A 26440-nucleotide genomic window follows, 5' to 3' on the forward strand; every position below is an offset into this window, starting at 1 on the left:
GTATAACTAATTGTAATAATGAACAGTGTTCATCGCGTGGAAAACCGCGCGGTGCGCGGCTCTTCAGCTATCTCGATTCCTCCCTGCCAGTTAGACCATTTGGTCGATCTACGTGCGTCGGTCAACACAGGTAAAATCGACAACCGTTTTGGCGCCGCAAAGCCCTGCCGCGCTCTTCACTCCAGCCGCTCGCGCGGCACTGAACCGGACCAGATGAAATACAAAGACCTGCGCGACTTCGTCGGCCGTCTCGAGGCGATCGGTGAACTGCGCCGTATCCCGCAAAACGTCTCGCCAATCCTGGAAATGACCGAACTGTGCGATCGCGTGCTGCGCGCCGGCGGTCCGGCCTTGTTGTTTGAGAGCAAGCAGGAGCATGCGTTCCCGGTCCTCGGCAACCTGTTCGGCACACCGCGCCGCGTCGCGCTCGGCATGGGTATCGACGCGCAAGCCGGTGAAGGGGATGGCGCCGCGCTGGAGTCGCTGCGCGACGTCGGCCGTCTGCTGTCGGCGCTGAAGGAACCGGAGCCGCCCAAAGGGATCAAGGATGCCGGCAAACTGTTCTCGCTCGCAAAGGCCGTTTGGGACATGGCGCCGAAAACAGTGAGTGCGCCGCCCTGCCAGGAAATCGTCTGGGAAGGCAACGACGTCGACCTCGCGAAACTGCCGATTCAGACCTGCTGGCCGGGCGATGCAGGACCGCTGATCACGTGGGGCCTGACGGTCACAAAGGGCCCGAATAAGAGCCGCCAAAACCTGGGCATCTACCGCCAGCAACTGATCGGGCGTAACAAACTGATCATGCGGTGGCTCGCCCATCGGGGCGGCGCGCTCGATTTCCGCGAGTTCGCGCTACAGAATCCGGGCAAACCTTACCCGGTCGCAGTCGTGCTCGGAGCCGATCCGGCGACCATCCTCGGGGCGGTCACACCGGTGCCCGACACGCTCTCCGAATACCAGTTCGCCGGGCTGCTGCGCGGCGGGCGCACCGAGCTCGCCAAATGCATCACGCCGGGCGTCGATACCTTGCAGGTGCCGGCGCGCGCCGAGATCGTGCTCGAAGGCTTCATCTATCCGCAGGAAGGTGCGCCCTCGCCTGCCCCGGCAGGCGCGCCGCCGCGTCCTGCCAAGGGCGCCTCGGCCGCCTATGAGCATGCGCTGGAAGGCCCATACGGCGACCACACTGGCTACTACAACGAACAGGAGTGGTTCCCCGTCTTCACGGTCGAGCGCATTACGATGCGGCGCGACGCGATCTATCACTCCACCTATACCGGCAAGCCGCCCGACGAACCCGCCGTGCTCGGCGTCGCGCTCAACGAAGTGTTCGTGCCGCTGTTGCAGAAGCAGTTCACCGAAATCACCGATTTCTATCTGCCGCCCGAAGGATGCAGCTACCGGATGGCGATCGTGCAGATGAAGAAGAGCTACCCCGGCCACGCCAAACGGGTGATGTTCGGCGTGTGGAGTTTCCTGCGGCAATTCATGTACACGAAGTTCATCGTCGTGGTCGACGAGGACGTGAATATTCGCGACTGGAAGGAAGTGATCTGGGCAATCACCACGCGTATCGATCCGGCGCGCGACACCGTGCTGGTCGATCGCACGCCGATCGACTATCTGGATTTCGCATCGCCGGTGGCGGGTCTCGGTTCGAAGATGGGACTCGACGCCACCAACAAATGGCCCGGCGAAACCGATCGCGAATGGGGCCGCCCGATCGCGATGGACGACGCGGTCAAACAACGCATCGACACGCTTTGGAACGAGCTGGGCCTGTAAAGCGAACCTGCAAAACAAATCTGAATAACAAGAACTGATGGAGCAGTTGCGCGAATGCAAGCCTTTTCAATGATGTCGGACGGTTTTTTTCTGTCGTTGTCGTTGTGTCTGGATATCGGTCTCGTCAACGTCGCGATGATTTCGCTGACGCTGTCGCATGGATTCAAACCGGGCTTCTGGCTGGGTCTCGGTTCCTGTATTGGCGATCTGATCTACGCGGCGCTCGCGCTCGCGGGCATGGCGGCGCTGTTGCAGTTCGAGTCGGTACGCTGGGTCGTGTGGATCGGCGGCGCCGCGATTCTGCTCTTCCTCACCTGGAAGATGGCGCGCGAAGCCATGTTCCCGGCATCGGCGCCGCCGGTTGCGGGCGAGGCGGATGCGAATGCGCCGCATCTGTCCGCGTGGCGCGGGTTTCTGCGCGGCGTGTTGCTGGCGGTATCGTCGCCGTCGGCGATTCTGTGGTTCGCGGCAGTCGGCGGCGCGCTGATCGCGAAAGCCGGTGCGACCAGCGTGACCACTGCGCCAGTGTTCCTCGGCGGCTTCTTTCTCGGCGGCCTGTGCTGGACGATCTTTATCTGCGGACTCGGCAGCCACGGACGCAAACGCGCCGGCACCGGCCTGCTGCGCGCCTGTCACGTGTTGTCGGCACTATTGTTCGCCTACTTCTCGTATAGCGTGATCGTCAACGGGTATCGCGATCTGATCGTGCAAACCGCGCACGCGGCAAGCTAAGAAGACGGCTCGCATCGGCGAGCCGTCTTCCGTTGTTCCAGAGCATTCCAAAGCCGCGGCGTGATACGCATCAGCGCGTATCACGCGCCTATCAGCCGCCTATCAAGCGAGATACTGCGCCAGCTTCGCCAGATCGACGTTGCCGCCGCTCACCACCACGCCCACCCGCTTGCCCTTCACCGGCACGATGCCGTTGAGCACTGCTGCCGCGGCAAGGCAACCCGTCGGCTCGACCACGATCTTCATGCGCTGCGCGAAAAAGCGCATCGTCTCGACCAACTGCTCGTCGCTGACCGTTTCGATTCGCGCGACCAGCTTCCGGATGATCGCGAACGTGTAGTCGCCGAGGTGGGTGGAGGCGGCGCCGTCCGCGATCGTGCGCGGCGCATCGATATGCACGATCTCGCCGCGCGCGAGCGACTGCTGGCCGTCGTTGCCTGCTTCGGGCTCGATACCGATCACCGTGCACGCCGGGCTCAAGGCCGCCGCCGACAACGCGCTGCCGCCAATCAGCCCGCCACCGCCGAGGCAAACAAACAGCATGTCGAGCGGTCCGGTTTCTTCGATCAGTTCCTTGACCGCAGTGCCCTGCCCCGCGATCACGTGCGGATGGTCGTACGGCGGAATCAGCGTCATGCCGCGCTCTTCGGCGAGCCGCCGGCCGATCTCTTCGCGACTCTCCGTGTAGCGGTCGTAACTGATCACTTCACCGCCGTAGCCCTTGGTCGCGGCGACTTTGGCGGCGGGCGCGTCATGCGGCATGATGATCGTCGCGCGGATGCCAGCGAGGCGCGCCGACAAGGCAATCGCCTGCGCATGATTGCCCGACGAATACGTCAGCACACCTGCTGCGCGCTGCTCTGCATCGAAATGCGAAATCGCGTTGTAGGCGCCGCGAAACTTGAACGCGCCCATGCGCTGAAAATTTTCACACTTGAAGAACACCGACGCGCCCGTGCGCTCATTGAAAGTGCTCGACGTCAGAACGGGGGTGCGGTGTGCGACCCCTTCGAGACGCGCAGCGGCGTCGAGTACGTCGTCGAAAGTGGGTGTTGGAAGCGCTTGCATCGGCGAAACTCTCCAGAGCGGTGGCTAAACAGCCATTCTCCCAGCTTCGACAACGCTTTGGAATGTTACTGCTGCGACGGCCTTCAGCCATCAGGACTGGAGCGGCGTGGCAAAACACAGACGGCGTAACTCGGCGATCAAGCCGGCGTTACGCCGTCAGCAACTCACGAACAATCAACAGGCTACGTTACAGGAGCTGTTGGAGCACGAACCTCCACTGCATGTGATTAGCGACGATAGTAACCATGCCCGTAATAACCGCGGCCGTAATAGCCACGGTGGTAGTAAGGACCGCCATAGCCGTAATAACCACCCACGACCACAGGCGGCGGCGCGTAATAAACCGGCGGAGCGTAAACCACCGGCGGAGGCGGCGGCGCGTAATAGACCGGCGGCGGCGCGGCATAAACCGGATAAGCCGGCGCGATGGGAATGCCGATACCGATACCGACAGAAACATGCGCCTGAGCAGCAGTGGCGAACCCCACGCCGAGTGCTGCAGCAACGACAAACGGAATGATCTTTTTCATTTCTATTCTCCTGGCGCGGCCCACTGAGGTCGCCGACTTGCATGCTTTGCATGCTACAAAATCAATGTATCGAAAAAGTCAGCGAGTATCTGTTCACATTTGTTGCAAATTGCAATCGGTGGCAATGGGTCGCAAACGGCGTTCGTATGACGCGGCGCAATCGGGCGGCGTAGAGGGCTGAAAACCAAGAAGTCAGGCGGGTCCAACGGGGAGAAACAGGGCAGCCTTACGGGTCTCGGCACGCAATGCACTGACTTGTCAGTAATCTTTGATTACAAATTAGCTTCAATCCTGACGGCCCACATGAAAAAATGCCCGGCACAAGCGCACCGGGCATTTCTTACCTTCGAGCGGGCGAAGCTTTCAGCCTACTTTCACATAGGCGAATTCTCTGGAGACGTTGGGTGGGACGTATGCGCCGCTAATGCGCACGCGAGGCGTCAAGCGCTTCTTCTGATCCCACCAGCGACGGCGCTGCGAATGCGTCAAGAACCGCAAGTGCTTTCGGTAAGAAAAAATATTCATCATTAGCTCCCGAATCTGACTGCGAGACGAAAAACCCAGAACTGCAACGGCCAAACCGGATCATCAGGAAATTGTGAGCAGTTTTTGAGCCCGCGGGGCGCGCACCGCCGGATGACCGGCCGGGCGCGCCATATCGCACGCAAACTGATCTGAGGAAAGCGGTCGCCGGGCCGCGCCGCCGGCGGGCGGATGCGCGATACTTCAGCTTTCCCGTTTCACATGTCCCGTCAGGAGCAGGCAACCATGTCCCAGCCCTCTCTGCCGCGTCTCGGTTTCATCGGTGCGGGCCGGCTCGCGCGATGTCTCGCGCACGGCTTCTCTCGCGCCGGCTATCCGGTCACGGCGGTGGCGAGCCGCACGGCAGCCTCGGCCAACCGACTCGCCAGTCAAATCCAGCATTGCGCGGCATTCGACGATCCGCAACAGGCCGTCGACGCCGCCGATATCACCTTTTTAGCCGTTCCCGACGACAGTATCGGTACGACAGCACACACATTGCGTTTCGCCTCGCCCGCCAAAGCACTCGTGCATTGCAGCGGCGCTTCGCCGGTCGAATTGCTGACGCCGGCGCGCGACCAGGGCGCGGCGATCGGCGGATTTCATCCACTGTACCTGTTTAGCGGCGATCTCGCCGACCTCGAACGCATCGCCGGCTGCTCGGTCACGATCGAGGCCGACGGCGCGCTCAAAGAAGCGCTGACGGCGCTGGCCGTCGCGTTGCGCTGCCATCCGCTCTCGATCCCGGCGGGCGGGCGCATGCTATATCACGCCGCCGCGCACTACGCGGCCAGTTTCGCGCTGTGCAGCCTCGCCGAATGTGTGGCGCTATGGCGCACGCTGGGCTTTGCAGAAGACGACGCGCTGCGCGCCCTGTTGCCGATGCTGGCCGGCACCATCGAAACCGCTCGCGACAAGGGCCTGCCCAACGCGCTGGCGGGTCCGGTGTCGCGCGGCGACATCAGCGTCGTGGAAAAGCAGTTGGCGCTGCTGGAAGGTCTGGGCGGCGATCATGCCGCGCTGTACGGTTTGCTGTCGCGGCGCGCCGTGGGACTGGCCGAGCGGCGCGCCACGCCGCCTGCCGCGATCGACGTGATCGCCGAGGCCGTCGAAGAATCTCTCAGCCGTTCGCTGAATCAGGCGGCAGCAGGTGCAAGCGTCAAGTAAGCCGTGATAATGTGACGACCGGCGCCGCGCGCAATCCGCCAGCGCCGCGCATCGGGACCAACAGACGAGAACGCACAATGATCAAGGTCAGCATCCTCTATCCATACCGGGAAAACGGCCACTTCGACGTGGACTATTACTGCGTCACGCACATGCCGCTTGCGGCCAGGCTGTTCGGGCCGTCGCTCAAGGGTTGGTCGGTCGACGTCGGCATCAACGCCGGGCCGCCGGGTACGCCGCCGCCGTATGTCGCGGCAGGACATTTCCTGTTCGACAGCCTGGACGACTTCTACAAGGTCTTCAAGCCGGCTTCGGAACAGTTGGTCGCCGACCTCCCCAATTACACCAACGGCGGCAACGGCACGATTCTGATCAGCGAGATCAAGATTTCGCGGTAATTCACGGCTCGACGGTCTGGTTTGCCTGAACACTGAACACCACGCAATCGCTTCACCGCGCCACTTGGGACACGCCGCCCTGCGGACACGGCGCATGAAAGCCCAATGAACCTGCCGGCGCGCCGATTGGTCAGCGCCAGCACCCCGCGGCCGATCGACGGCCGTCTCAGAAGGATAAGGACACGAGATGTTTGGCGATATCGCCCGTTTTCTACTCAATACCATTTTTACGCTGTTCGGCGCCGCGCTGCTGCTGCGCGCATGGCTGCAGGTCGTGCGCATGCCGCCGTACAACCCTGTTACGAACGCGGTGCTGCAAGCCACCAATTGGATCGTGCTGCCGCTGCGGCGCATCCTGCCGAGCACGCGCAATCTCGACTGGGCGAGCATCGTCGCGGCCCTGATCGCCGCGATCGTCTACGTGGTGCTGATGGTGTGGCTCACCGGCGCCGATCCGCTCACGCTGTTGCCGACCTTGCTGATCGTCGCGGTGCTGACGCTCGTCAAATGGGCGCTCAACCTGATCATCTGGCTGACAATCCTGATGGCGCTGCTGTCGTGGCTCAATCCGCGCTCGCCCGCCATGCCGATTCTGTACCAGCTCACTGCGCCGTTCCTGAATCCGCTGCGCCGCGTGGTGCCGCAACTCGGCGGTATCGACCTGTCGCCGATTCTGCTGTTCGTGATCGTGCAGGTGCTGTTGATGGTGGTGACGCGCGCCGCCGTTCAGTTGACTTACTTCGTGATCTGAAAAAGCGTTTAGCGCGCCGTAGGGACACGGGTGGCGGCAACGCGATTTGCGCAAACCACCCGTTCCCGAGTAAAATTGTGCGCTCTGCGGGCGTCGTATAATGGTAATACCCTAGCTTCCCAAGCTAGAGCCGTGGGTTCGATTCCCATCGCCCGCTCCAGATGCTTTCTCACCTGACTTGGCGCTTGGTCAAGCGGCACACCAGAAAGTGTCTGCGCAACCGCACTTCCCTCCTGCTGTATCTGTCACCGCGCGTCATCCCTGGAAGTTGCGCAAGAACAGTTGCGCAAAAGCGCGCTGAACGATGTCGTATGAAACGCGCCAGGCCGCGAACTCCAACCTACTTCGTCACCTTCTCCACAGAACAGATCGCAGAAACAAAACCTATCCATAGAAACGTTCGCATTTTTCAATACCAGTGATGTCTTTTCAAAAATGCCCGAGCCGATGCCGCCGTGTGATAGCGGCCAAGAATATAGTGAATCCCGCTCTGGCATTCTTCGACCGCATTACCGAATGATTTTCCGCCAATCGGATTCAGATCGTATTGGGGCCGCAGCGGCTGATAAAGTCCGCGCGCAGTCGACTTCGGATTGCGCGCATCCGCTATGCCGCTCGATTCCTGCGCCATCAGCCAGAGTAAATCGTTGAATCAGGCCGTCTATTCCGGGCCGCTCTTCGGGCCACCCGCCGTCTGGACGCACCCTTTTCGGTTGTGCTACCTTACGCGCACTTGCAACGCCCGCTCCACCTTCTGCTGAGCTTTCAGCTGAATCCAGCACGAGCCGCCTCCATGAAGGCGGCTTTTTTGTAGTGGCGGCGATCTGGCGTGGCGACCTGTGCGAGCGGCGGCCCATGCCGCACGACCGCGCGGACCGTGCCTGACGGCACGCCATGCAGCCCGAAGCCCTCACCCTTGTAGCAGCATCGACGATGATCCACGACCCAAACGACGCCGGCCTGCCGGACGACCTCCCACTGACCAGTGAAACCGAAGGCGAACCCGCCGGCGACGACGCATCCACGGAAGAGGCGCTGCATCGGCGCCGCATTCGCAGCTTTGTCACGCGCGCCGGCCGCGTATCGACCGGCCAGCGCCGCGCGATGGATGAACTCGGCCCGCGTTTCGTCGTGCCGTTCGCGCCGCAGCAGCCCGACTGGAACAGCGTGTTCGGCCGCGCGGCGCCGCGCGTGCTGGAGATCGGTTTCGGGATGGGCGCGACCACCGCGGAAATCGCATCGCATCGTCCGGATGACGATTTTCTGGGCGTCGAAGTGCACGAGCCGGGCGTCGGCGCGCTGCTCAAGCTGATGGGCGAGCAAGGGTTGTCGAACATCCGCATCATTCAGCACGATGCCGTCGAAGTGCTCGAACAGATGATCGCCCCGGACAGCCTCGACGGCGTGCACATCTTCTTTCCGGACCCGTGGCACAAAGCGCGCCATCACAAGCGCCGGCTGATCCAGCCGAAGTTCGTCGCGCTGCTCGTCTCGCGCCTGAAGCCGGGCGCGTATCTGCATTGCGCGACCGACTGGCAGAACTACGCCGAACAGATGCTCGACGTGCTGGGCGCCGAGCCCGCGCTGGCAAACACCGCCGACGGCTACGCGCCGCGCCCCGAATACCGGCCGGTGACGAAGTTCGAGCGCCGCGGGCTGCGGCTCGGACACGGCGTGTGGGATCTGGTCTTCAGGAAACGCGGCGCGGCGTAAAACCGCTCGATAACGCGCTGGCAAATGAAAAAGGTCCGCAATTCGCGGACCTTTTTCATTTCTCCCGACCGACACGGCTAAAAGCTCAATCCGTCCAGCTCAACGCCCCGCTGTAGCCCACCAGCAGAATCAATAGCCCGAAGCCGATGCGATACCACGCGAACGCGGTGAAGTCGTGCGCGGCAATATAGCGCAGCAGCCAGCGCACGCATGCGAAGGCGCTGACGAAGGCGGCCACAAAGCCGAGCGCAAAGCTGCCGAGCGCGTCCGTAGAGAGCACGTGCCAACTTTTGTAGAGCTCGTAAGCGGTCGCGCCGAAAATGATCGGGATCGCGAGAAAGAACGAAAACTCCGTGGCGACACGCCGGTCGAGGCCGAACAGCATCCCGCCGATAATCGTCGAGCCCGAGCGCGACGTGCCCGGAATCAGCGCGAAACATTGAGCGAGACCGACCTTCAACGCGTCCAGCGGGGTCAAATCGTCGACGCTGTGCACGCGCGCCGCGGCGCCGCCGCCCGCGCGTTGCCGCGCCTCCGCCCACAGGATCACCACGCCGCCCATCACCAGCGCGAACGCCACCGGCACCGGTGAAAACAGCGCCGCCTTGATGGCCTTTTCGAACAGCAAGCCGAGCACGACCGCCGGAATCGTCGCGATGATCACGTTCAGCGCAAAGCGGCGCGCGTCGGGCCGGCTCGGCAAGCCGGCTACCACGCTGCCGATACGGCGGCGAAATTCCCAGCATACGGCCAGAATCGCGCCAAGCTGGATCACGACATCGAAGGTTTTCGCGTGTTCGTCGGTGAAATCGAGCAGACTGCCCACGACGATCAGATGGCCGGTGCTCGACACCGGCAAAAACTCCGTCAACCCTTCGACGACGCCCAGAATCAGCGCCTTGCACGCCATTAGCCAGTCCATCCTTGACCCTCATCGCTGTAGATAGTCGAAGCAGGGCCAGCGATGCAGCGCGCGGCCCTGCCGGCCGCACGCGCCGTCATTTCTCGACGATTTGCACGCGTATGCCGTTTGTAAGGATGGTGATTGTACCGGGTTCGTAGTTCACTCCGGCAAATTGCAGCTGTTCGGGCTTGAAGGTGTAGATCGGATAGTTGGTCAGCAACTGCGTGGCGAGCAGCGCGGCGGCGGCGTTGATCTGTTGCGTGTAAGCCTGCGCCTGCCCGCTCACGCTCACGTTGTCGACGTTCGGCGACTTCAGCACGACCGACTTGCTGGCGGCGTCGTAGGCCAGTTCGCTCGACAGCGTGAATACGCCGTCGACAGGCTGCTGCATGAAGGGACTCGCGAGCCGCGCATCGAGCTTCACCGACACGCGGTTGGCGTCCGGCAGAAAGCCCACCACCGGATTGCTCAGCGCGACGTCGAACACCTGCGAGACCGTGCGCTGATACGGAAATTTACGTTGCACCGCATCCTGCACCTGCTGCTGCGAGAACGTGTAATGCGACGGGATGAACGGAAAAATCGACGTCGCACAGGCGCTCAGCGACATCGCGATACCAAACGCCGTGCAGCCTGTCAGCGCTGCAAGCAGGAAGCGGCGCCGGGTCGGCGCGGCGGATCGGGTCATGCGAAATCTCCTGTGGATGCCTTCTCGAGCATGCGGTCGAGTTGTGCTGGTTTGCCGTGCTGGATTGCGTGGCGGCGTGCTCTCGCGTCGGACTACTGGCTGCGCGTCGCCGGTCGAGTTTGCGTTTCAAGTTGGGTGAGCCACGCGAGCGCTTCGCCGCGGTTCGTGCCGCACATTTCCGTCTGCGGCTGCAAGCCGGAACAGCACGCCGGCCGTTCCGGCTGGCCGAAGATAGCGCAGCGCAAATCGTCGCCGAGCTGCACGCAGCGCACGCCCGCCGGCTTGCCGAGCGGCATGCCCGGAATCGGGCTCGAAATCGACGGCGCGATACAGCACGCGCCGCAATCGGGGCGGCACGCGTGACCGTCCACGTGAAACGGAGACTCGCGCTTCACGACGTTGTTCGCCCCGCTTTTCACCCAATCGCTCACGACACTTTTCCTGAACTCGAACACGTGCGGCACATCGCCAAGACCCGCATTGTGCCATCGCCTCACATGCGACCTTTTTACACAATCTGGCATACGACGACTCACGTAAACTTGACGAATACGAAAGGCTACGCTCAAGAGGCGCCTGCGCTGTTCGATCCGCTCCGGCGAACCAGCTGGTTCCTGCCTCTTCAACGGTGGCCGTCAGCCCCGAGCCTCTCATGACCACCGCCGACACGCTCTTCCGCCCCGATCTGCTCGCCAAATACAGCGCGAACGGTCCACGGTATACGTCCTATCCGACCGCCTTGCAGTTCCGCGACGCGTTCGATCCCGTCGACTATTTACGCGCCGCCGCCGACCCCGGTGCCTCCGCCACCGATCTCTCGCTGTACTTCCACATCCCGTTTTGCGACACCGTGTGCTTCTATTGCGGCTGCAACAAGGTCGCCACGAAAAACCGCGCGCACGCGCGTCCCTATGTCGAACGGCTGAAGCGTGAAGTGGCTCTGCAGGCGGCGCATTTCGACACGCGGCGCCCGGTGTCGCAACTGCATTGGGGCGGCGGCACGCCGACCTTCCTGTCGCACGACGAAATGGCCGAGCTGATGACAGCGGCGCGCCGGCACTTCACGTTGCTGCCCGATGCCGAAGGCGAATATTCGATCGAGGTCGATCCGCGCGAAGCCTCGCCCGAGACCATCGCGCATTTGCGCAAGCTCGGCTTCAATCGGCTCAGTCTCGGCGTGCAGGATTTCGATCCAGTGGTGCAGCAGGCGATCAACCGGATTCAGCCGCTCGCGATGACCGCGTCGGTCATGCAAGCCGCGCGCGACACGGGCTTTCATTCGATCGGCGTCGATCTGATTTACGGCCTGCCGCATCAAACTGTCGAAAGTTTCGGCCGCACGCTCGACACGATGCTCGCGCTCGCGCCTGATCGTCTGTCGGTGTTCGCCTATGCGCACATGCCGCAGCTCTTCAAGATGCAGCGTCAGATGGACCCGGCCACGCTGCCCTCGCCTGCCGTGCGGCTCGCGATCCTGCAACGGGTGGTCGAGCGCTTGACGGGCGCGGGCTACGTCTACATCGGCATGGATCATTTCGCGTTGCCCACCGACGAACTCGCGCGCGCTCAGGCGCAGCGCACGCTGCACCGAAATTTTCAGGGCTACAGCACGCGTGCGGAATGCGATCTGATCGGCTTCGGCGCGTCGTCGATCGGCAAGGTCGGCGATGTGTATGCGCAAAACGTCAAGGATCTGCCCGGCTATGCCGCGGCGATCGACGCCGGCCGGCTCGCGATCACGCGCGGCGTGCGGCTCACCGCGGACGACCGTCTGCGCCGCGATGTGATCACGCAACTGATGTGCAATCTGGAGTTGCGCTTCGACGAATTCGATGCCGCTTACGGGATCCGTTTCATCGATACATTTGCAGCGGAACTGGAACGCTTGCGCGGCTTCGAGCAAGACGGGCTGGTGTCGGTCAGCGGCGGCAAGCTCGAAGTGCGGATGGCCGGACGCATGCTCGTGCGCAACATCGCGATGGTGTTCGACCGTTACCTCGGCCAGCAAACCTTCGAGCGGTTTTCCCGCACGGTCTGAAGACTGTGGAGGCTTCGATAGCGACCGGCTTGCCCGGCGTCGAAATTTCGGCCATAATCTGCGTCTTCGCCGCGCGCCATACCCTGACGCATGCGCCGCAAGACCTGCCCAGGTGGTGAAATTGGTAGACGCAGGGGACTCAAAATCCCCCGCCGCAAGGCGTGCCGGTTCGATTCCGGCCCTGGGCACCAAAGAATTCGGCTAACACACAGTCACACAGGCTTCGGCTTTTCCACGAACCCCGCCAGCGCGTTCTGCCTGCGGGGTTCGTCGTTTCTGGCGCGCTCGCCCGCAGCCCGCGCATTGCAGCCGCATTGCAACCAATAAACCACTCAACCATAACGCCTCGTTCGCGCCGCGCAAACGGCGGGCGCGCAGAAGATCGCACGCCACGCCGCCTGATGGCGCCAACCGAGCGCCCTACCGCTCCGCCACCGGCACGCCGCCATCCGCTGCAGCACGCCGACGCTTGAACGCGTAGCCGATCCACATCACGACCAGCCACGCCGGCACGAGCCACACCGATACCGACAAGCCCGGCGTCATCGCCAGAATCACGAGGATCAGCGCCATGAACGCGAGGCAGATCCAGTTGCTGACAGGAAACCAGAACGACTTGAACACCAGCGTCTCGCCCGCCGCGACCATCGCCTTGCGCGACTTCAGGTGCGTCAGGCTGATCAGCGCCCAGTTCAGCACCAGCGCGGCGACGACCAGCGCCATCAGCAGGCCGAGCGCTTCAGCCGGAATCAGATAGTTGACGATCACACAGGTAAACGTGGCGAGCGCCGACAAACCGATCGCCATGTACGGCACGCCGCGGCGGTCGACCTTCATCAGCGCACGCGGCGCATTGCCCTGTTCCGCGAGGCCGTAGAGCATCCGGCTGTTCGCATACACGCCGCTGTTGTACACCGACAGCGCCGCGGTCAGCACCACCACGTTGAGCACATTCGCGGTCAGCGTCGAACCGATTTGCGAGAAGATCATCACGAACGGGCTGCCGCCGGCGGCCACCTGATTCCACGGATACAACGAGAGCAGCACCGTCAGCGAGCAGATGTAGAAAATCAGGATCCGGTAGATCACCTGATTCACGGCCTTCGGAATGCTTCGCTGTGGATCGTCGGCTTCAGCCGCCGTGATACCGATCAACTCGAGGCCGCCGAACGAGAACATGATGACCGCGAGCATCATGAACAGTCCGTGGAAACCGTGCGGGAAAAAACCGCCATTGCTCCAGAGATTGGTGATCGACGCCTGCGGCCCGCCGTGGCCGCTGAACAGCAGATAGCCGCCGAACAGGATCATGCCGATCACCGCGACCACCTTGATGATCGCGAACCAGAACTCGGTTTCGCCGTAGGCTTTGACGTTGGCGAGATTGATCGCGTTGATGCCGACGAAGCACACCAGCGCCGACACCCACGTGGGCACGTCCGGCCACCAGTAATGCACGTAGGTGCCGACCGCGGTCAGCTCGGCCATGCTCACGAGCACGTACAGCACCCAGTAGTTCCAGCCGGACAGAAAGCCGGGAAAGTCGCCCCAATATTTGTAGGCGAAGTGACTGAACGAGCCGGCAACCGGCTCCTGCGCAACCATCTCGCCGAGCTGCCGCATGATCATGAACGCGATGATGCCGCCGATCGCGTAGCCGAGAATCATCGACGGGCCGGCTGCCTGCAACACGCTGGCGGAGCCGAGAAACAAGCCGGTGCCGATCGCCCCGCCCAGCGCGATCAGCTGGATGTGACGATTCTTGAGCCCGCGCTTCAGGCCGTCTTGCTGCTGTGCACTATTCAAAATTGCGCCCCAGTGTATGGATATCGATCACCCGATCAAACTTGTGGTTTGGTCCGGCAAAACCTGAAATTTTACCCAGGCCCGTATTGCCTAAATACTGGGAGCAACCCGGCCCTTGGTTCCGCACCGCACTGAACGGCGACGATATTGATTGACACGGCGTGCCGCTTCGGTATGTTGCCCTAGTCGAGGTTTCAGCCTTCGGAGATTCAACATGTCGCCCAAACGTCTGATTTGCGCTGCTGCTTTGTGTCTCTGGTTCGCTGGAACCGGCGCCTTTGCGCAAACCGCAGCGCCCGCTGTCGAGCCCGCAGCCGAACCGCCCGGCGCGCCGGCGATAAATTCGCAGGAGCCCGAAGCGCCGGCCCCGGCACCCGTACCCGCGGCGGCGGCTCCAGCCCCGGCGGCGGCCTCGGCTCCGGCCGCCACAGCCCCCACGCCACCCGCGGCGCCGATGACCGGCCCCGTACGCAACGTCGTGCTGGTCCACGGCGCGTTTGTCGACGGGTCGAGCTGGAATGGCGTCGTCGCGAAGTTGCAGCGGAAGGGCTACCACGTGAGTTCGGTGCAGAACCCGCTCACGTCGCTCGCCGACGATGTCGCCGCCACTCGCCGCGTACTCGCCCGGCAGAATGGCCCGACCATGCTGGTGGGGCACTCATGGGGCGGCGTCGTGATCACCGAAGCGGGCGCGAACGCGCCGAACGTCGCGGGCCTCGTCTACGTGGCGGCGATTGCGCCGGACCTGCATGAATCGGCGATGGATCTGATGAAGCGCGCAGCGCCCATGCCTGCGGGCCAGGGCATCACCGCGGACCCGACCGGCTTCCTCTGGCTCGACCGCGGCAAGTATCACGCCGACTTCGCCGCCGACGTCCCCGAAAACCTCACGCGCGTGCTCTCCGCCGCACAACAGCCGATCTCCGCGAAGGCGTTCGACGAAACCGTCAGCCAGGTCGCATGGAAAGAAAAACCCTCCTGGTACGTGCTGACCACGAAGGATCGCGCGGTGTCGCCCGAAGTCGAAAAATTCATGGCCGACCGGATGCGTGCGAAGGTTGTGCCGGTCGCATCGAGTCATCTCGCGCCGGTGTCGCATGCAGGGGCGATCGCCGACGTGATCGATCACGCGGCGAGAGAACTCAGCCGGCAGCAATAGCGACGCTTATCGCCACGCCTACAACCACAGTTCATGCGCATATGCACCTCACGGCATTTAACGGCGCTGCTGCTTCTCAGCGCAGATTCGTCGTGGCCAATTCCACGCAACGCCGGTTCGATGTGCTCCGAATGTTCGATCCGCGCGCCGTAGATGCCGGCGCCGCGCGCGATCGAAGGCGCATTTGCCGGTCGCATCAATGGCCGGCCGGCGTGTATCGGTTAAGCGATTAGCGCAACATGAAGGACATCGCCGACAGGCAGTTCAACATGCGCACCGCATGTTCCACCGATTGCGCATTGAAACGCAGCGTGACGGCGTCGACACGCGTCAGCGTCGGCCATTGGCAGAACAGATCGGCGAGCGCGACGGTTTGCACGCGCAGTTCACATTCGACGGGCTTCGTTTCGGCGCGCGTGGCTTGCGGCGCATGGCCGGCATTGACGTGCTGCTGCACCACTTCGCGCGCGGCGCATTCGATCGCATCACGCGCGGCGGCCGGCGTTTGCGTGACGCCGCTCGCGTGCCCCGTCGCGCTCTTGGTGACGACAAAACGCGCATCGGGAAAACGCGGCGCCGTTTCCTCGGCGAATACATCGTCGCCGGACAAAAGCGCCACACGTGCGCCATATTCTTGCGCCAGCGCGCCATACAATCCCGCCTCGCCGACTTCGACGCCGTTCAGCGAGACTCGCGCGAACGCGAAGCTATTGATCGTGTGCGCGAGGATGCCGCGCGTCTGCGACATCGCGTGATAGCCGATCATGAGCACCAGCGCCGCGCCGTATTCGAGCCCGGCCATCATGCCGAGCGTACGCGGCTTGCCGAGCACCAGCTGGGCGCGCGCATCGAGCAGATCGGGCAGCAGATTGCGGAAACCGCCGTGCGAGTCGTTGACCCACACGTGCGTCGCGCCGCCGCCGAATGCGCCTTCGATCGCGGCATTGGCTTCGAGCGTCATCCAGCGGCGCGCGGCTTCGTATTCGCCGTTGCCCGCACGCGTTTGCTCAGGATGGAACACACCGGCTACGCCTTCGATGTCGGCGGAAATCAGAACTTTCATCAGGGAGATTGCTTGAGAAGTTGAGCGAGGTCGGCAGCAGTGTCGTGCAACGACAGACGCCGATGGCCGCCGCGGCACATCGGCGATCGTGCCGAGCGGACCGCGCGGCAATACGCCGATATGCGGCGCGTTTTCAGCATTGCCGGTACTCATGGCCGGTCGAGCTTCGGATCGAGCGCATCGCGCAATCCGTCGCCGAGCAGGTTGAACGCCAGCACCGTGAGGAAAATCGCGAGACTCGGAAACAGCGCGATATGCGGCGCGGTGACCATATCGGCGCGTGCTTCGTTGAGCATCGCACCCCATTCGGGCGTCGGCGGTTGCGCGCCGAGTCCGAGAAACGACAGGCTCGCTGCCGTGATGATCGAGGTGCCGATGCGCATCGTGAAGTACACCACCACCGACGAAATCGTCCCCGGCAGAATATGCCGCACGATGATCGTCCAGTCCGACGCGCCGATGCTGCGCGCCGCTTCGATATAGGTCAGTTGCTTGAGCATCAGCGTATTGCCGCGCACGAGACGCGCAAACGCGGGAATGCTGAAAATCGCCACCGCGCAGATCACGTTGATCATGCCGTTGCCGAGAATCGCCACCACGCCGATCGCGAGCAGAATGCCGGGGAAGGCGAACAGCACGTCGGCGACGCGCATCGTGATGCGGTCCCACCAGCCTTCGTAGTAACCGGCCAGCAAACCGAAGAAGGTGCCGACCACCGCGCCGATCGCCACCGACAGAAAGCCTGCCTCGAGCGAAATACGCGAGCCCACCAGAATGCGGCTGAAAATGTCGCGGCCCAGCGAATCGACGCCGAACCAGTGCGCGGCTGACGGCCCCGCGTTCAACGCGTCGTAGTCGAAAAAGTTTTCCGGATCGTACGGCACGATATGCGGCGCGACGATTGCAGCCACGATCAACAGCAGCACGAAAACGCCGGCGGCGAGCGCCACGTGCTGCTTGCGGAATTTGCGCCAGAACTCGCTCCACGGCGTGCGGATCGCGCGTTCTGCCTGGGCGGCTCTCGCCGCATTCGCTTCGGTGGCGGTCGTGCTCATGCGGGCCTCACTTGAAACGGATGGTCGGGTTGATGACGGCGTACAGCACGTCCACAACCAGATTGATGATGATGAATTCGAGCGAGAACAACAGCACTTCGGCCTGAATCACCGGATAGTCGCGCATCGACACCGCGGCCACCAGCAGGCGTCCGAGACCCGGCCAGTTGAACACCACTTCGACCATGATCGAGCCGCCGAGCAGAAAGCCGAATTGCAGGCCCATCATCGTGATGACGGGAATCATCGCGTTGCGCAGGCAGTGCTTGACGATCACGAGGCGCTCGGGCACGCCTTTGGCGCGCGCGGTGCGCACAAAGTCTTCGTTCATCACTTCGACGAACGAGGCGCGCGTGAAACGCGCCATCACCGCGGCCACGGCCGCGCCGAGCGTGAGCGACGGCAGCACGTAGCTCTGCCACGACCCGTCGCCGACGATCGGCAACCAGCCGAGCTTCACCGAAAAAATCTCCATCAGCAGCATGCCGAGCGCGAAGGCCGGAAACGAAATGCCCGACACCGCGAGCGCCATGCCGAGCCGGTCCGGCCAGCGATTGCGCCATACAGCGGAGACAACGCCGATGCCCATGCCGAGCACGACCGCCCACACCATGCTGGCCAGTGTGAGCAGCAGCGTCGGCATGAAGCGCTCGCCGATTTCCTGGCTGACCGGCCGCTTGCTGCGCGTGGAGATGCCGAAGTCGCCGTGCGCGATCTTCACGAAGAAGCGGGCGAATTGCTGCGGCATCGGCCTGTCGAGGCCAAGGTCGGCGCGCACCAGCGCGACAGTCGCTTCGTCGGCCTCGGGGCCGGCGGCGAGGCGCGCCGGATCGCCCGGCAGCAGATGCACGAACAGGAACACCAGCACGGCGACGATAAAGAGCGTCGGCAGCAGGCCAAAGAGACGTTTGACGAGGAAGTTCAGCATGAATCCCAATCCGGCAATGATGCGGGCGACGATGGATCTTCTGGGGCAGTACAAGACCGTCAGGCGGGCGTATTCGTGAAGAACACGCCGGACCGAACGGTCAGCTCATCACCTGATCGCGATCTCGTCGAAATTGAACGAACCGTCCGGCGCCACGTAAGCACCCGACAACCGCTTGCTGCGCGCGTACACGACCTTTTCCTTCACGAGGAAGATCCACGGCACATCGGCCCAGATGCGCTTTTGCGCGTCCGCGTAGAGCGTGGCCTTCTGCGTGCGGTCGGTGGTTTCGAGCGCCTGCTTCAGGTCGCTGTCGACCGTGTCGTTCTTGTAGTACGCGGTATTGACCATCTTCGGCGGGAACGACACCGACGCGAGCAGCGGCGTGATCGCCCAATCCGCTTCGCCCGTCGACGACGACCAGCCCGCGTAGTACATCCGCACCGGCGCGGTGGCCGCGTCCTGCGCGCTTTCGACCCTGGCGACGCGCTGGCCCGCTTCGAGCGCTTCGACCTGCGCCTTGATGCCGACCTGCGTCAGTTGCTGCTGCACGAACTGAATCACCTTCTGCGCAGTCGAGTAGTTATAGGCCGACCACAACGTCGTTTCGAAACCGTTCGGATAGCCCGCTTCCTTCAGCAGTTCACGCGCCTTCGCCGGGTCGTACGGCCAGGGGCCGAGCTTCGTCGCGTATTCGACGCCTTGCGGCACCACGCCGTCAGCCGGCGTCGCATAACCGGCGAACACGACCTTCGTGAGCGCCTCCTTGTTGATCGCGTAGTTCAGCGCTTCGCGCACCTTCGGGTTGTCGAACGGCTTCTGATTCACGTTCAGGCTGATATAGCGCTGAATGATCGAGGGCGACGCGATCAGATCGACCTTCGGGCTCGACTGCAATTGCGCGGCCTGTTCGAACGGCACCTGGAACGCGAAGTCCGCTTCGCCGGTGCGCATCAACGCGGCACGCGTGTTGTTGTCGACCACCGGTTTCCAGTCGATTGCGTCGACCTTCGGATAACCCTTCTTCCAGTAGCCGGCAAACTTCTTGACCGTCAGGTCGCCTGCCGGGTCCCATTTCACCAGCTCGAACGGACCGGTGCCGACCGGATGGAACGCGACGTCCTTGCCGTACTTCTTCAGCGCGTCAGGCGAAATCATCACCGCCGACGGATGCGCCAGCACGTTGACGAACGCCGAGAACGGCGCCTTCAGCGTGATCTTCACCGTATACGGATCGACCACTTCGGTCTTCTCGATGCGGTTGAACATGTTGTAGCGCTTGAGCTTGTTCGCCGGATCGGTGACGCGGTCGAAGTTGGCCTTCACCGCCGCGGCGTTGAAATCGGCGCCGTCCTGGAACTTCACGCCCTGGCGCAGCTTGATCGTGTAGACCCTGGCATCCGGGCTCGCCTCATAGCTCTCAGCCAGCACGTTGACCAGTTTCATGTCCTTGTCGAAGCCGAACATGCCTTGATAGAACGACTTGGTGACCGCTTGCGACAGCGTATCGTTGGCGTCGTACGGATCAAGTGTCGTGAAGGTCGAGGCCACCGCCATCACGGCAGTGGTCTCCGCATGCGCCACGTTGCCCGCGAGCATTGCGAACACCACCGCGCCGCCGCTGACCAGCGTGCGCAAACGAAAAGGAGAAGACGGGACCAGCAGGTTCATGAGGTTGGCTCCAGGCTGCGAAATGAAACTGGGTTGTGTGATGCGAATAGAAGGAGGTCGGCTTCAGTGAGCGGGGTTTAACAAGCTGGTTTAACAAGCTGGTTTCAATAAGCGCCGCCGACCCGATGCGCGGCGACGAAATGGTCCGGTCCGACAGCGATGAGAGGCGCGACGACCGGCTCGTCGTCGAGCGCGCGAATCGGGCTCGGAATCTCATCGGCGGCGAGCATCCGCCTGGCGTGACGGCGCGCCGGATCGGCCACCGGCACCGCGCCCATCAGCTTCTTCGTGTACGGATGCTGCGGTGCTTCGAACACCGCGCGGCGCGGACCGATCTCGACGATCTGGCCGAGATACATCACCGCGACGCGATGACTCACGCGCTCGACCACCGCCATGTCGTGCGAAATGAACAGATACGCGACGCCGAGTTCGCGTTGCAGATCGAGCATCAGGTTGACGATCTGGGCTTGCACGGAGACGTCCAGCGCGGAAACGGATTCGTCGGCGATCACGACTTTGGGATTCAACGCGAGAGCACGCGCGATCGCGATACGTTGCCGTTGACCGCCGGAGAATTCATGCGGATAACGGCGTGCGGCTTCGGGCGGCAAGCCGACCTTTTCGAGCAGCCACGCGACCCGCGCCTGAGCTTCTGCGCCCTGCGCGACGCGGTGCACGAGCAAGGGCTCCATGATCGAGAAGCCGACCGTCAAACGCGGATTCAATGACGCGAACGGGTCCTGGAAGATGAACTGGATATCCCGGCGCAGCGCCTGCAAAGCGGGGCCGGTCAGAGAACTGATTTCCTTGCCGTCGAATTCGATCGAGCCGCTCTGGCTTTCGACGAGGCGCAGCAATGAACGGCCCGTCGTCGATTTGCCGCAACCCGATTCGCCGACCAGCGCAAGCGTCTCGCCGGGACGCAAATCGAAGCTGACCTTTTCGACCGCATGCACGCGGCCTGTCACGCGGCCGAACAAACCGCTCCTGACCGGAAAGCGCGTGATCAGATCGCGCACGCGCAGAATCGGCGGCGCGTTGTCGCGAATCAGCGGCTGAGTTTCTTCGGCGACGGCGGCGGCGGGACGAACGGCGTCATCGGTACCGGTCAAGGCCGCCTGTTCGATCGTCAGAATCGGGAACCTGGCGGGCTGATCGGTGCCCTCCATCGCGCCCAGGCGCGGCACCGCCGCGAGCAGCGCTTTCGTATAAGGATGCGAAGGCGCGGCGAACAGCGTATCCGCTGCGCCCTCTTCCACTTTCTCGCCGCGGTACATCACCAGCACGCGATCGGCCACTTCGGCCACCACGCCCATGTCGTGCGTGATGAAGATCACGCCCATGTTCATCTCGTCCTGCAAGCCGCGAATCAGTTGCAGGATCTGCGCCTGAATCGTCACGTCGAGCGCGGTGGTGGGCTCGTCGGCAATCAGCAATGCCGGCTTGCACGACAGCGCCATCGCGATCATCACGCGCTGCCGCATGCCGCCCGACAACTGGTGCGGATAGCGCGCGGCCACGCGGCGCGCTTCGGGAATGCGCACGAGTTCGAGCAGACGCAGCGTTTCCGCCTGCGCGGCGGAGCGGCTCTTGCCCTGATGCAAGGCGATCGCCTCACTGATCTGGTCGCCGACCGTGAAGACCGGATTGAGCGAGGTCATCGGCTCCTGGAAAATCATCGCGATATCGGCGCCGCGTATCGAACGCATCGTGCCGGACGACGCTTTCGCCAGATCGAGCACGCTGCCGTCGCGGCGCCGAAACGCGATGCTGCCGCCGGCAAGGCGCCCGCCGCCATGCTCGATGAGCCGCATCAAGGCGAGCGACGTCACCGATTTACCCGAACCCGATTCGCCGACGATCGCCAGCGTTTCGCCACGCTCGACTGTCAGCGACAGATTGCGCACCGCGTTGAAGGTGGTCTCGCCGCTGCGAAACGCGACCGACAGATCGTCGACCGCGAGCACGCGTTGCGGCGGCAAGGCTTCGATGAGCGGGCGGGCGGAGTGCGATGGAGTCGGCACGATGGAGTCCTTTGAATTCAAACGCGGCAAACGGGGCTCAAGCGGTGGTTCAAACGGTGGCTCAAGCGGAAACGCAAGCGGAAAGCGCAAGCGGCGGTTCAGCCAACCGGCCTTAGCGGTAGATCGCCGTCACCGGCGTCTCGCCGAGGCGGGCAAAACCGCGATACATACCTTCGGTGTTGAACGGCAGCGTGAGGTTGCCGCGCGCATCGACGGCGACCAGACCGCCGCGGCCGTCGATCTTCGGCAACCGGTTCATCACCACGTCGTACGCCGCTTCTTCGAGCGACACGTTGCGGTACGCCATCTGCGCGGCGACGTCGTAGGCGGCGACCATGCGCATGAACATCTCGCCGGAGCCCGTGGTCGAGACCGCACAAGTTGCGTCGTCCGCATAGCAGCCCGCGCCGATCAGCGGCGTATCGCCGACCCGGCCGACCTGTTTGTTGGTGACGCCGCCCGTCGACGTCGCAGCCGCCAGGTGCCCATGCTGATCGAGCGCGACCGCGCCGACGGTGCCGAACTTGCGATTCGGATCGATCGGTTCGTGTGGCACGGGATCGCCATGACCGGCAGCGAGCGCCGCGCCGTCGTGATCGAGCATCGCGCGTTGCTGATCGCGGGCGAGCAGCCATTGCCGATGACGCGCTTCGGTATGGAAATACTCCGGCTCGACGAATTCGAGACCTTGCGCAGCGGCGAATGCTTCCGCGCCTTCGCCGGTGAACAGCACATGTTCGCTGCGTTCGAGCACGCGGCGCGCCGCCAGAACCGGATTGCGCACGCGCTTCACGCAGCAGATCGCGCCGGCCTCGAGCGTGCTGCCGTCCATGATGGCCGCGTCGAGTTCATGCGTGCCGGCCGCCGTGTACACCGCGCCATGGCCCGCATTGAAGAGCGGACAGTCTTCGAGCAGACGCACAGCTTCGCTGACGGCGTCGAGTGCGCTGCCGCCATCGGCGAGCACGCGCTGACCGGCGCTCAGCACGGCATGCAATGCAGCGTGGTATTCGGCTTCGGCGCTGGCCGGCATCGACGCTCGCAGGATAGTGCCTGCGCCGCCGTGAATGGCAATGACTGCGTTGGAGTTCATCGTTTCGCTTTGTTCGATTTGTTCGCTTTGGTGGTGCGGGTAGTCCGGGTCGAAGCGCGCGTGGGCTGCTCCACAGTGTCCGGCGGCGCGGCTTGCGGATCGGTGAGCCAGGGCAACACGAATTCGCTGACACCGGCGGCCGCCTTCACCGAGCGTTTCGCCCGGTAAGCGACCGCATCGCAGAGCGCCTCGATGACGGCCAGCACGGCGGAATCGGCATTGGCCGCAAGCCGCCGTTCGGCACGGATATAAAGCGCGATATCGGCGAATTGCGCGAGCGGCGAGCGCGGGCTGTCGGTCAGCGCGAGCACGCGTGCGCCGCGGCCGGCGGCACGCCGCGCGAGTTCGACGGTGTCTTCGACGTAGCGGGGAAACGCGATGCCGATCACCAGATCGCCTTCGTCCGATGCGAACAGGCGCCGCGCCGCATGGGAGGGTCCGCCGATCAGCGCGAGCGATTGCACGTTGTCGTGATACGGCATCAGGCCGTGCTCCATCAGACCGGCGAGAAACGCGCTGGAGCCGTAGCCCAGCACGAACACGCGGCGTGCGGCGATGATCGCTTCGACCGCGGCCTCGGCGACAGCGCTGTCGATCGCGGTGCGGGTGGTATGCAGATTGGCGGCGGCCTGTTCGAGCAGCGCGTCGAGCAGATTCTCGCCGGCCGCGAGCGACTCCTGCGCAGTGCGCAGCCTTTCGATGGGCGCGAGCGTCGCCTCGAAACCCCGCACCAGCGCCTCACGAAACTGCGGATAACCGTCGAAGCCGAGCGCGCGTGCGAAGCGGTTCGCCGTTGCCACCGACGCGCCCACCACGCTGGCCAGTTCGTCGATACGCATGGTGGCGGCGCGAAACAGATTGGCCAGCACGTAATCGCCCATGCGCCGATGGATCGGCGTCAGAACCGGCATCGCCGCGGTGATGCGCGCAGCGATCGCCTGCTCGGCGGGATTGGCTGCAGCGGATGAGTGATGAATCATTCGAGAGCGCGCGCAGCAGCGGCTGTATGCAAATAGGATGAAATTATATTTACATGGAAACCTCGCCGAAAAAAATTCATTTTCATTTTCGAGGGTTTTCGCGGGGGCCGCCGACACGCCGGGACGTTGCGCGGCTCTCCGCTGAAAACCGGTTTTCATCAAGCGGCGGCGGCGCCCTCGGGAATCCGCGCAAGACGCGCGGCCGGCGACATGACGATGATCAGCGCCTGCACGGCGAAAGCCGCAGCCGCCGCAAGCAGACAGGCGTCCATCCCCCATCGCGCGCTGATCGCCGCACCGAGCAACGCGCCCAGCGGACGCGCGCCATAGGTCGCGGTGCTGTTGATCGCGGAGACGCGGCCCATCATTCGTTCGGGCGTGATCGCCTGGCGCAAGGTGGTCGAGCCGACCACCCACAGAATCGGTCCGGCGCCGAGCAGGAAGAAGCTCAGCATCGCGAGAAAGAACGACGGCGCGACGAGGGTCGCCACCATCACGAGCGACGCGAGCAAACCGCACAATGGTCCAATGATCAGTACGCGGCCGAACGCGAGACGTCGTGCGACTGCCGGTGCGGCAAGCGCGCCACACACCATGCCGACGCCGTACGCACCGAGCGTCACGCCGACCGCCGACGCGCTCAGACCCAACCGATGCACCGCGTACGGCACGTAGACGGCTTGGAGAACGAAGAAACCGAGGTTGAAGAAGACGGCGGTTGCGAGCATTGGACGCAGCAGCGCATCGCGCAGCACGAAGCGCGTGCCGTCGCGCAGTTCCAGCAAGAAGTGACGTTGCGCATTCGCCGCGCGCGGCGGTTCGCGCAGACCTGCCAGCAGCACGACGGCCAGCGCCGACAGCACTGCCGCACAGCCATACGCCCAACCCGCGCCGATCCAGCCGACCAGCAAGCCGCCGAGCGCTGGCCCCGCCGAATACGCAACGCTGCGCGCGAGTTCGAGCCGGCCATTGGCGCTCGCGAATGCTTCGCGCGCGACGATCGAAGGCACCAGCGAAGGCGCCGCGACGTTGTAGGCCACCGTGCCGGTCGCGGCGACAAAGCCGAGCACGGCGAGCAGCGGCAAGCTGAGCGCGTGTGCCATCACGAGCATCAGCACGCTCAGCATGGCGACGACCCGCACGCTTTCGGCGAGCGTCATCAAGGTGCGGCGCGAGCGGCGATCGGCCCATACGCCGAGTGGAATCGACAGCAAGAGGAATGGCAGCGTCTGCGCGGTTTGCAGCAGCCCTGTGTCGCGCGCGCTGGCGCCGAGCGCGAACACCGCGACGAGCGGCGCGGCGGCCAGACTGATCTGCTCAGCGGACTGCGCGACAAGGTTCGACCACGCGAGCCGCTGGAATGCGGCCGGCAGACGAACCGTGGATGAGGTGGACGTGGCGTGCATCGGCGAACTCATTCGACTGGACTTGAGGAGACCATCGTGGCCGCTTCGACGCTGCGCGGCGCTCCGCTTCTTGCGGTGTTATTCTTCGCTCGCCATGAATCTCGAAAGCATCCTCTTTACTCAAGGCTTCGGCTCGCGCCGCCAATGCCGCGCGCTGATCACCGACGGCCGCGTGACAATCGGCGGCCATGCCCATACCGATCCCGACGCCGATCTTGCAACCGCTGACGGCGCGTTCCAGTTCAGCGTCGACGGCGTCGTCTGGCCGTATCGCGAGCATGCCTACCTGCTGCTGAACAAGCCGGCCGGCTACGAATGCTCGCGCGAGCCGCAGCATCATCTGAGCGTATTCAGCCTGCTGCCGCCGCAGTTCGCCACACGCGGCGTGCAGTGCGTGGGCAGACTCGATCAGGACACCACCGGCCTGCTGCTGCTCTCCGACGACGGCAAATTCGTGCATGCGCTCACGTCGCCCAGGCGCAAGGTGCCGAAGGTGTACGTGGCGACCACCCGCCATCCGGTCGACGACACACAACTGAGCGCCTTGCGCGACGGCGTCTTGCTGCACGGCGAACCCCAACCGATCGCAGCCGTGAACGCGCGGGCCCGCGGTGACCACGCGCTGGAACTCACCGTGATGGAAGGCAAATATCACCAGGTCAAGCGGATGATCGCCGCGGCGGGCAACCGCTGCGAAGCGCTGCATCGCGAGCAGATCGGCGGGCTTGCATTGCCTGCCACACTTGCAGAAGGCGCGTGGCAATGGCTCGACGAAGCCGACCTCGGATCTTTACGGAGCGGGTAAACAGGTACAACGCAGGTACAGCGCGGGTACCGCGCGCTCAAGGCCTTGAACGGCCACGAAAAAAATCTTCGCATCCGCACATAGCGTCTGCTGAAAGCCCTGTGGCGCGCTGCATCGCAGCATGCTCTTCCTTACAACCCACTCTATACTCGAT

The 26440-nt window shown here is 63.6% G+C and carries 25 protein-coding genes and 2 tRNA genes; 11 read left to right on the plus strand and 16 right to left on the minus strand.

Annotated features, from left to right (window positions below):
• The first annotated feature begins 213 nt into the window (after nt 1-213).
• Nucleotides 214-1782 (plus strand): UbiD family decarboxylase, encoded by a 1569-nt coding sequence (locus AC07WT_RS16935; protein ID WP_492590572.1) that lies wholly within the window; start codon nt 214-216, stop codon nt 1780-1782.
• A gap of 54 nt (nt 1783-1836) precedes the next feature.
• Entirely contained in the window at nt 1837-2514 is a 678-nt protein-coding gene (locus AC07WT_RS16940) for a LysE family translocator (RefSeq protein WP_494947839.1), read from the plus strand.
• A 102-nt stretch (nt 2515-2616) separates the two neighbouring features.
• On the opposite strand, the gene AC07WT_RS16945 is transcribed toward AC07WT_RS16940, so the two are convergent.
• Nucleotides 2617-3582 (minus strand): threo-3-hydroxy-L-aspartate ammonia-lyase, encoded by a 966-nt coding sequence (locus tag AC07WT_RS16945; RefSeq protein ID WP_494947840.1) that lies wholly within the window; start codon nt 3580-3582, stop codon nt 2617-2619.
• Between the two features lie 227 nt (nt 3583-3809).
• Nucleotides 3810-4112, minus strand: coding sequence for a hypothetical protein (locus AC07WT_RS16950; RefSeq protein WP_494947841.1), 303 nt, complete (start codon nt 4110-4112; stop codon nt 3810-3812).
• A gap of 768 nt (nt 4113-4880) precedes the next feature.
• On the opposite strand from AC07WT_RS16950, the gene AC07WT_RS16955 reads away from it, so the two are divergent.
• The 4 genes from AC07WT_RS16955 (at nt 4881) to AC07WT_RS16970 (ending at nt 7110) form a co-directional block, all read left to right on the plus strand.
• Nucleotides 4881-5801 (plus strand): Rossmann-like and DUF2520 domain-containing protein, encoded by a 921-nt coding sequence (locus tag AC07WT_RS16955; RefSeq protein WP_494947842.1) that lies wholly within the window; start codon nt 4881-4883, stop codon nt 5799-5801.
• Between the two features lie 77 nt (nt 5802-5878).
• Nucleotides 5879-6199: an EthD family reductase gene (locus tag AC07WT_RS16960; protein ID WP_494947843.1), complete on the plus strand. Its 321-nt coding sequence runs from the start codon at nt 5879-5881 to the stop codon at nt 6197-6199.
• Between the two features lie 187 nt (nt 6200-6386).
• On the plus strand, nt 6387-6950 hold the full coding sequence (locus AC07WT_RS16965) for a YggT family protein (protein ID WP_494947844.1): 564 nt from the start codon (nt 6387-6389) through the stop codon (nt 6948-6950).
• Nucleotides 6951-7036: 86 nt separating this feature from the next.
• Nucleotides 7037-7110 (plus strand) — tRNA-Gly (locus AC07WT_RS16970).
• A gap of 249 nt (nt 7111-7359) precedes the next feature.
• Here the strand turns inward: AC07WT_RS16970 and AC07WT_RS16975 are convergent.
• On the minus strand, nt 7360-7581 hold the full coding sequence (locus AC07WT_RS16975) for an aggregation-promoting factor C-terminal-like domain-containing protein (protein WP_494947845.1): 222 nt from the start codon (nt 7579-7581) through the stop codon (nt 7360-7362).
• A 134-nt stretch (nt 7582-7715) separates the two neighbouring features.
• Nucleotides 7716-7892, minus strand: a complete 177-nt coding sequence (locus tag AC07WT_RS16980; protein WP_494947846.1) for a hypothetical protein — start codon at nt 7890-7892, stop codon at nt 7716-7718.
• Between AC07WT_RS16980 and trmB the strand changes: the two genes are divergently transcribed.
• Nucleotides 7884-8663, plus strand: coding sequence for a tRNA (guanosine(46)-N7)-methyltransferase TrmB (gene trmB / locus AC07WT_RS16985; RefSeq protein ID WP_494947847.1), 780 nt, complete (start codon nt 7884-7886; stop codon nt 8661-8663). The genes AC07WT_RS16980 and trmB overlap by 9 nt on opposite strands.
• A gap of 85 nt (nt 8664-8748) precedes the next feature.
• Here trmB and AC07WT_RS16990 read toward each other — a convergent pair whose 3' ends face one another.
• From AC07WT_RS16990 to AC07WT_RS17000, 3 genes are all read right to left on the minus strand, one after another.
• Nucleotides 8749-9585, minus strand: coding sequence for an undecaprenyl-diphosphate phosphatase (locus AC07WT_RS16990; RefSeq protein WP_494947848.1), 837 nt, complete (start codon nt 9583-9585; stop codon nt 8749-8751).
• A 76-nt stretch (nt 9586-9661) separates the two neighbouring features.
• Nucleotides 9662-10255 carry a DUF1439 domain-containing protein gene (locus tag AC07WT_RS16995; protein WP_494947849.1) on the minus strand — a complete coding sequence of 198 codons (594 nt, stop codon included), beginning with the start codon at nt 10253-10255 and terminating at the stop codon, nt 9662-9664.
• 92 nt (nt 10256-10347) lie between these two features.
• Nucleotides 10348-10686 (minus strand): YkgJ family cysteine cluster protein, encoded by a 339-nt coding sequence (locus AC07WT_RS17000; protein ID WP_492590553.1) that lies wholly within the window; start codon nt 10684-10686, stop codon nt 10348-10350.
• Between the two features lie 221 nt (nt 10687-10907).
• On the opposite strand from AC07WT_RS17000, the gene hemN reads away from it, so the two are divergent.
• Nucleotides 10908-12293, plus strand: coding sequence for an oxygen-independent coproporphyrinogen III oxidase (gene hemN, locus AC07WT_RS17005; RefSeq protein ID WP_494947850.1), 1386 nt, complete (start codon nt 10908-10910; stop codon nt 12291-12293).
• A gap of 106 nt (nt 12294-12399) precedes the next feature.
• Nucleotides 12400-12484 (plus strand) — tRNA-Leu (locus AC07WT_RS17010).
• A 229-nt stretch (nt 12485-12713) separates the two neighbouring features.
• Here AC07WT_RS17010 and AC07WT_RS17015 read toward each other — a convergent pair.
• Complete coding sequence (locus AC07WT_RS17015; RefSeq protein WP_494947851.1) at nt 12714-14099, minus strand: amino acid permease; 1386 nt, start codon at nt 14097-14099, stop codon at nt 12714-12716.
• 214 nt (nt 14100-14313) lie between these two features.
• On the opposite strand from AC07WT_RS17015, the gene AC07WT_RS17020 reads away from it, so the two are divergent.
• Complete coding sequence (locus AC07WT_RS17020) at nt 14314-15258, plus strand: alpha/beta fold hydrolase (protein ID WP_494947852.1); 945 nt, start codon at nt 14314-14316, stop codon at nt 15256-15258.
• Between the two features lie 229 nt (nt 15259-15487).
• Here AC07WT_RS17020 and AC07WT_RS17025 read toward each other — a convergent pair whose 3' ends face one another.
• From AC07WT_RS17025 to AC07WT_RS17060, 8 genes are all read right to left on the minus strand, one after another.
• Nucleotides 15488-16321 (minus strand): M55 family metallopeptidase, encoded by an 834-nt coding sequence (locus AC07WT_RS17025; protein WP_494947853.1) that lies wholly within the window; start codon nt 16319-16321, stop codon nt 15488-15490.
• Between the two features lie 149 nt (nt 16322-16470).
• Nucleotides 16471-17376, minus strand: coding sequence for a glutathione ABC transporter permease GsiD (gene gsiD, locus AC07WT_RS17030; RefSeq protein WP_494947854.1), 906 nt, complete (start codon nt 17374-17376; stop codon nt 16471-16473).
• A gap of 7 nt (nt 17377-17383) precedes the next feature.
• Entirely contained in the window at nt 17384-18304 is a 921-nt protein-coding gene (gene gsiC, locus AC07WT_RS17035) for a glutathione ABC transporter permease GsiC (protein ID WP_494947855.1), read from the minus strand.
• A 108-nt stretch (nt 18305-18412) separates the two neighbouring features.
• Entirely contained in the window at nt 18413-19975 is a 1563-nt protein-coding gene (gsiB, locus tag AC07WT_RS17040; protein WP_494947856.1) for a glutathione ABC transporter substrate-binding protein GsiB, read from the minus strand.
• Nucleotides 19976-20079: 104 nt separating this feature from the next.
• On the minus strand, nt 20080-22002 hold the full coding sequence (locus AC07WT_RS17045; protein ID WP_494947857.1) for a dipeptide ABC transporter ATP-binding protein: 1923 nt from the start codon (nt 22000-22002) through the stop codon (nt 20080-20082).
• 112 nt (nt 22003-22114) lie between these two features.
• Nucleotides 22115-23095, minus strand: coding sequence for an isoaspartyl peptidase/L-asparaginase family protein (locus AC07WT_RS17050; protein WP_494947858.1), 981 nt, complete (start codon nt 23093-23095; stop codon nt 22115-22117).
• A complete protein-coding gene (locus AC07WT_RS17055; RefSeq protein WP_494947859.1) occupies nt 23092-24075 on the minus strand; it encodes a MurR/RpiR family transcriptional regulator in 984 nt (327 codons plus the stop codon). Before AC07WT_RS17055 ends, AC07WT_RS17050 begins: the two co-directional genes overlap by 4 nt.
• A 158-nt stretch (nt 24076-24233) precedes the next feature.
• Nucleotides 24234-25481, minus strand: a complete 1248-nt coding sequence (locus tag AC07WT_RS17060) for an MFS transporter (protein WP_494947860.1) — start codon at nt 25479-25481, stop codon at nt 24234-24236.
• Nucleotides 25482-25575: 94 nt separating this feature from the next.
• Here AC07WT_RS17060 and AC07WT_RS17065 point away from each other — a divergent pair, with 94 nt between their 5' ends.
• Nucleotides 25576-26286 (plus strand): pseudouridine synthase, encoded by a 711-nt coding sequence (locus AC07WT_RS17065; RefSeq protein ID WP_494947861.1) that lies wholly within the window; start codon nt 25576-25578, stop codon nt 26284-26286.
• The last annotated feature ends 154 nt before the right edge of the window (nt 26287-26440 follow it).

This window comes from Paraburkholderia sp. GW821-FHT02A12 (assembly GCF_059422005.1).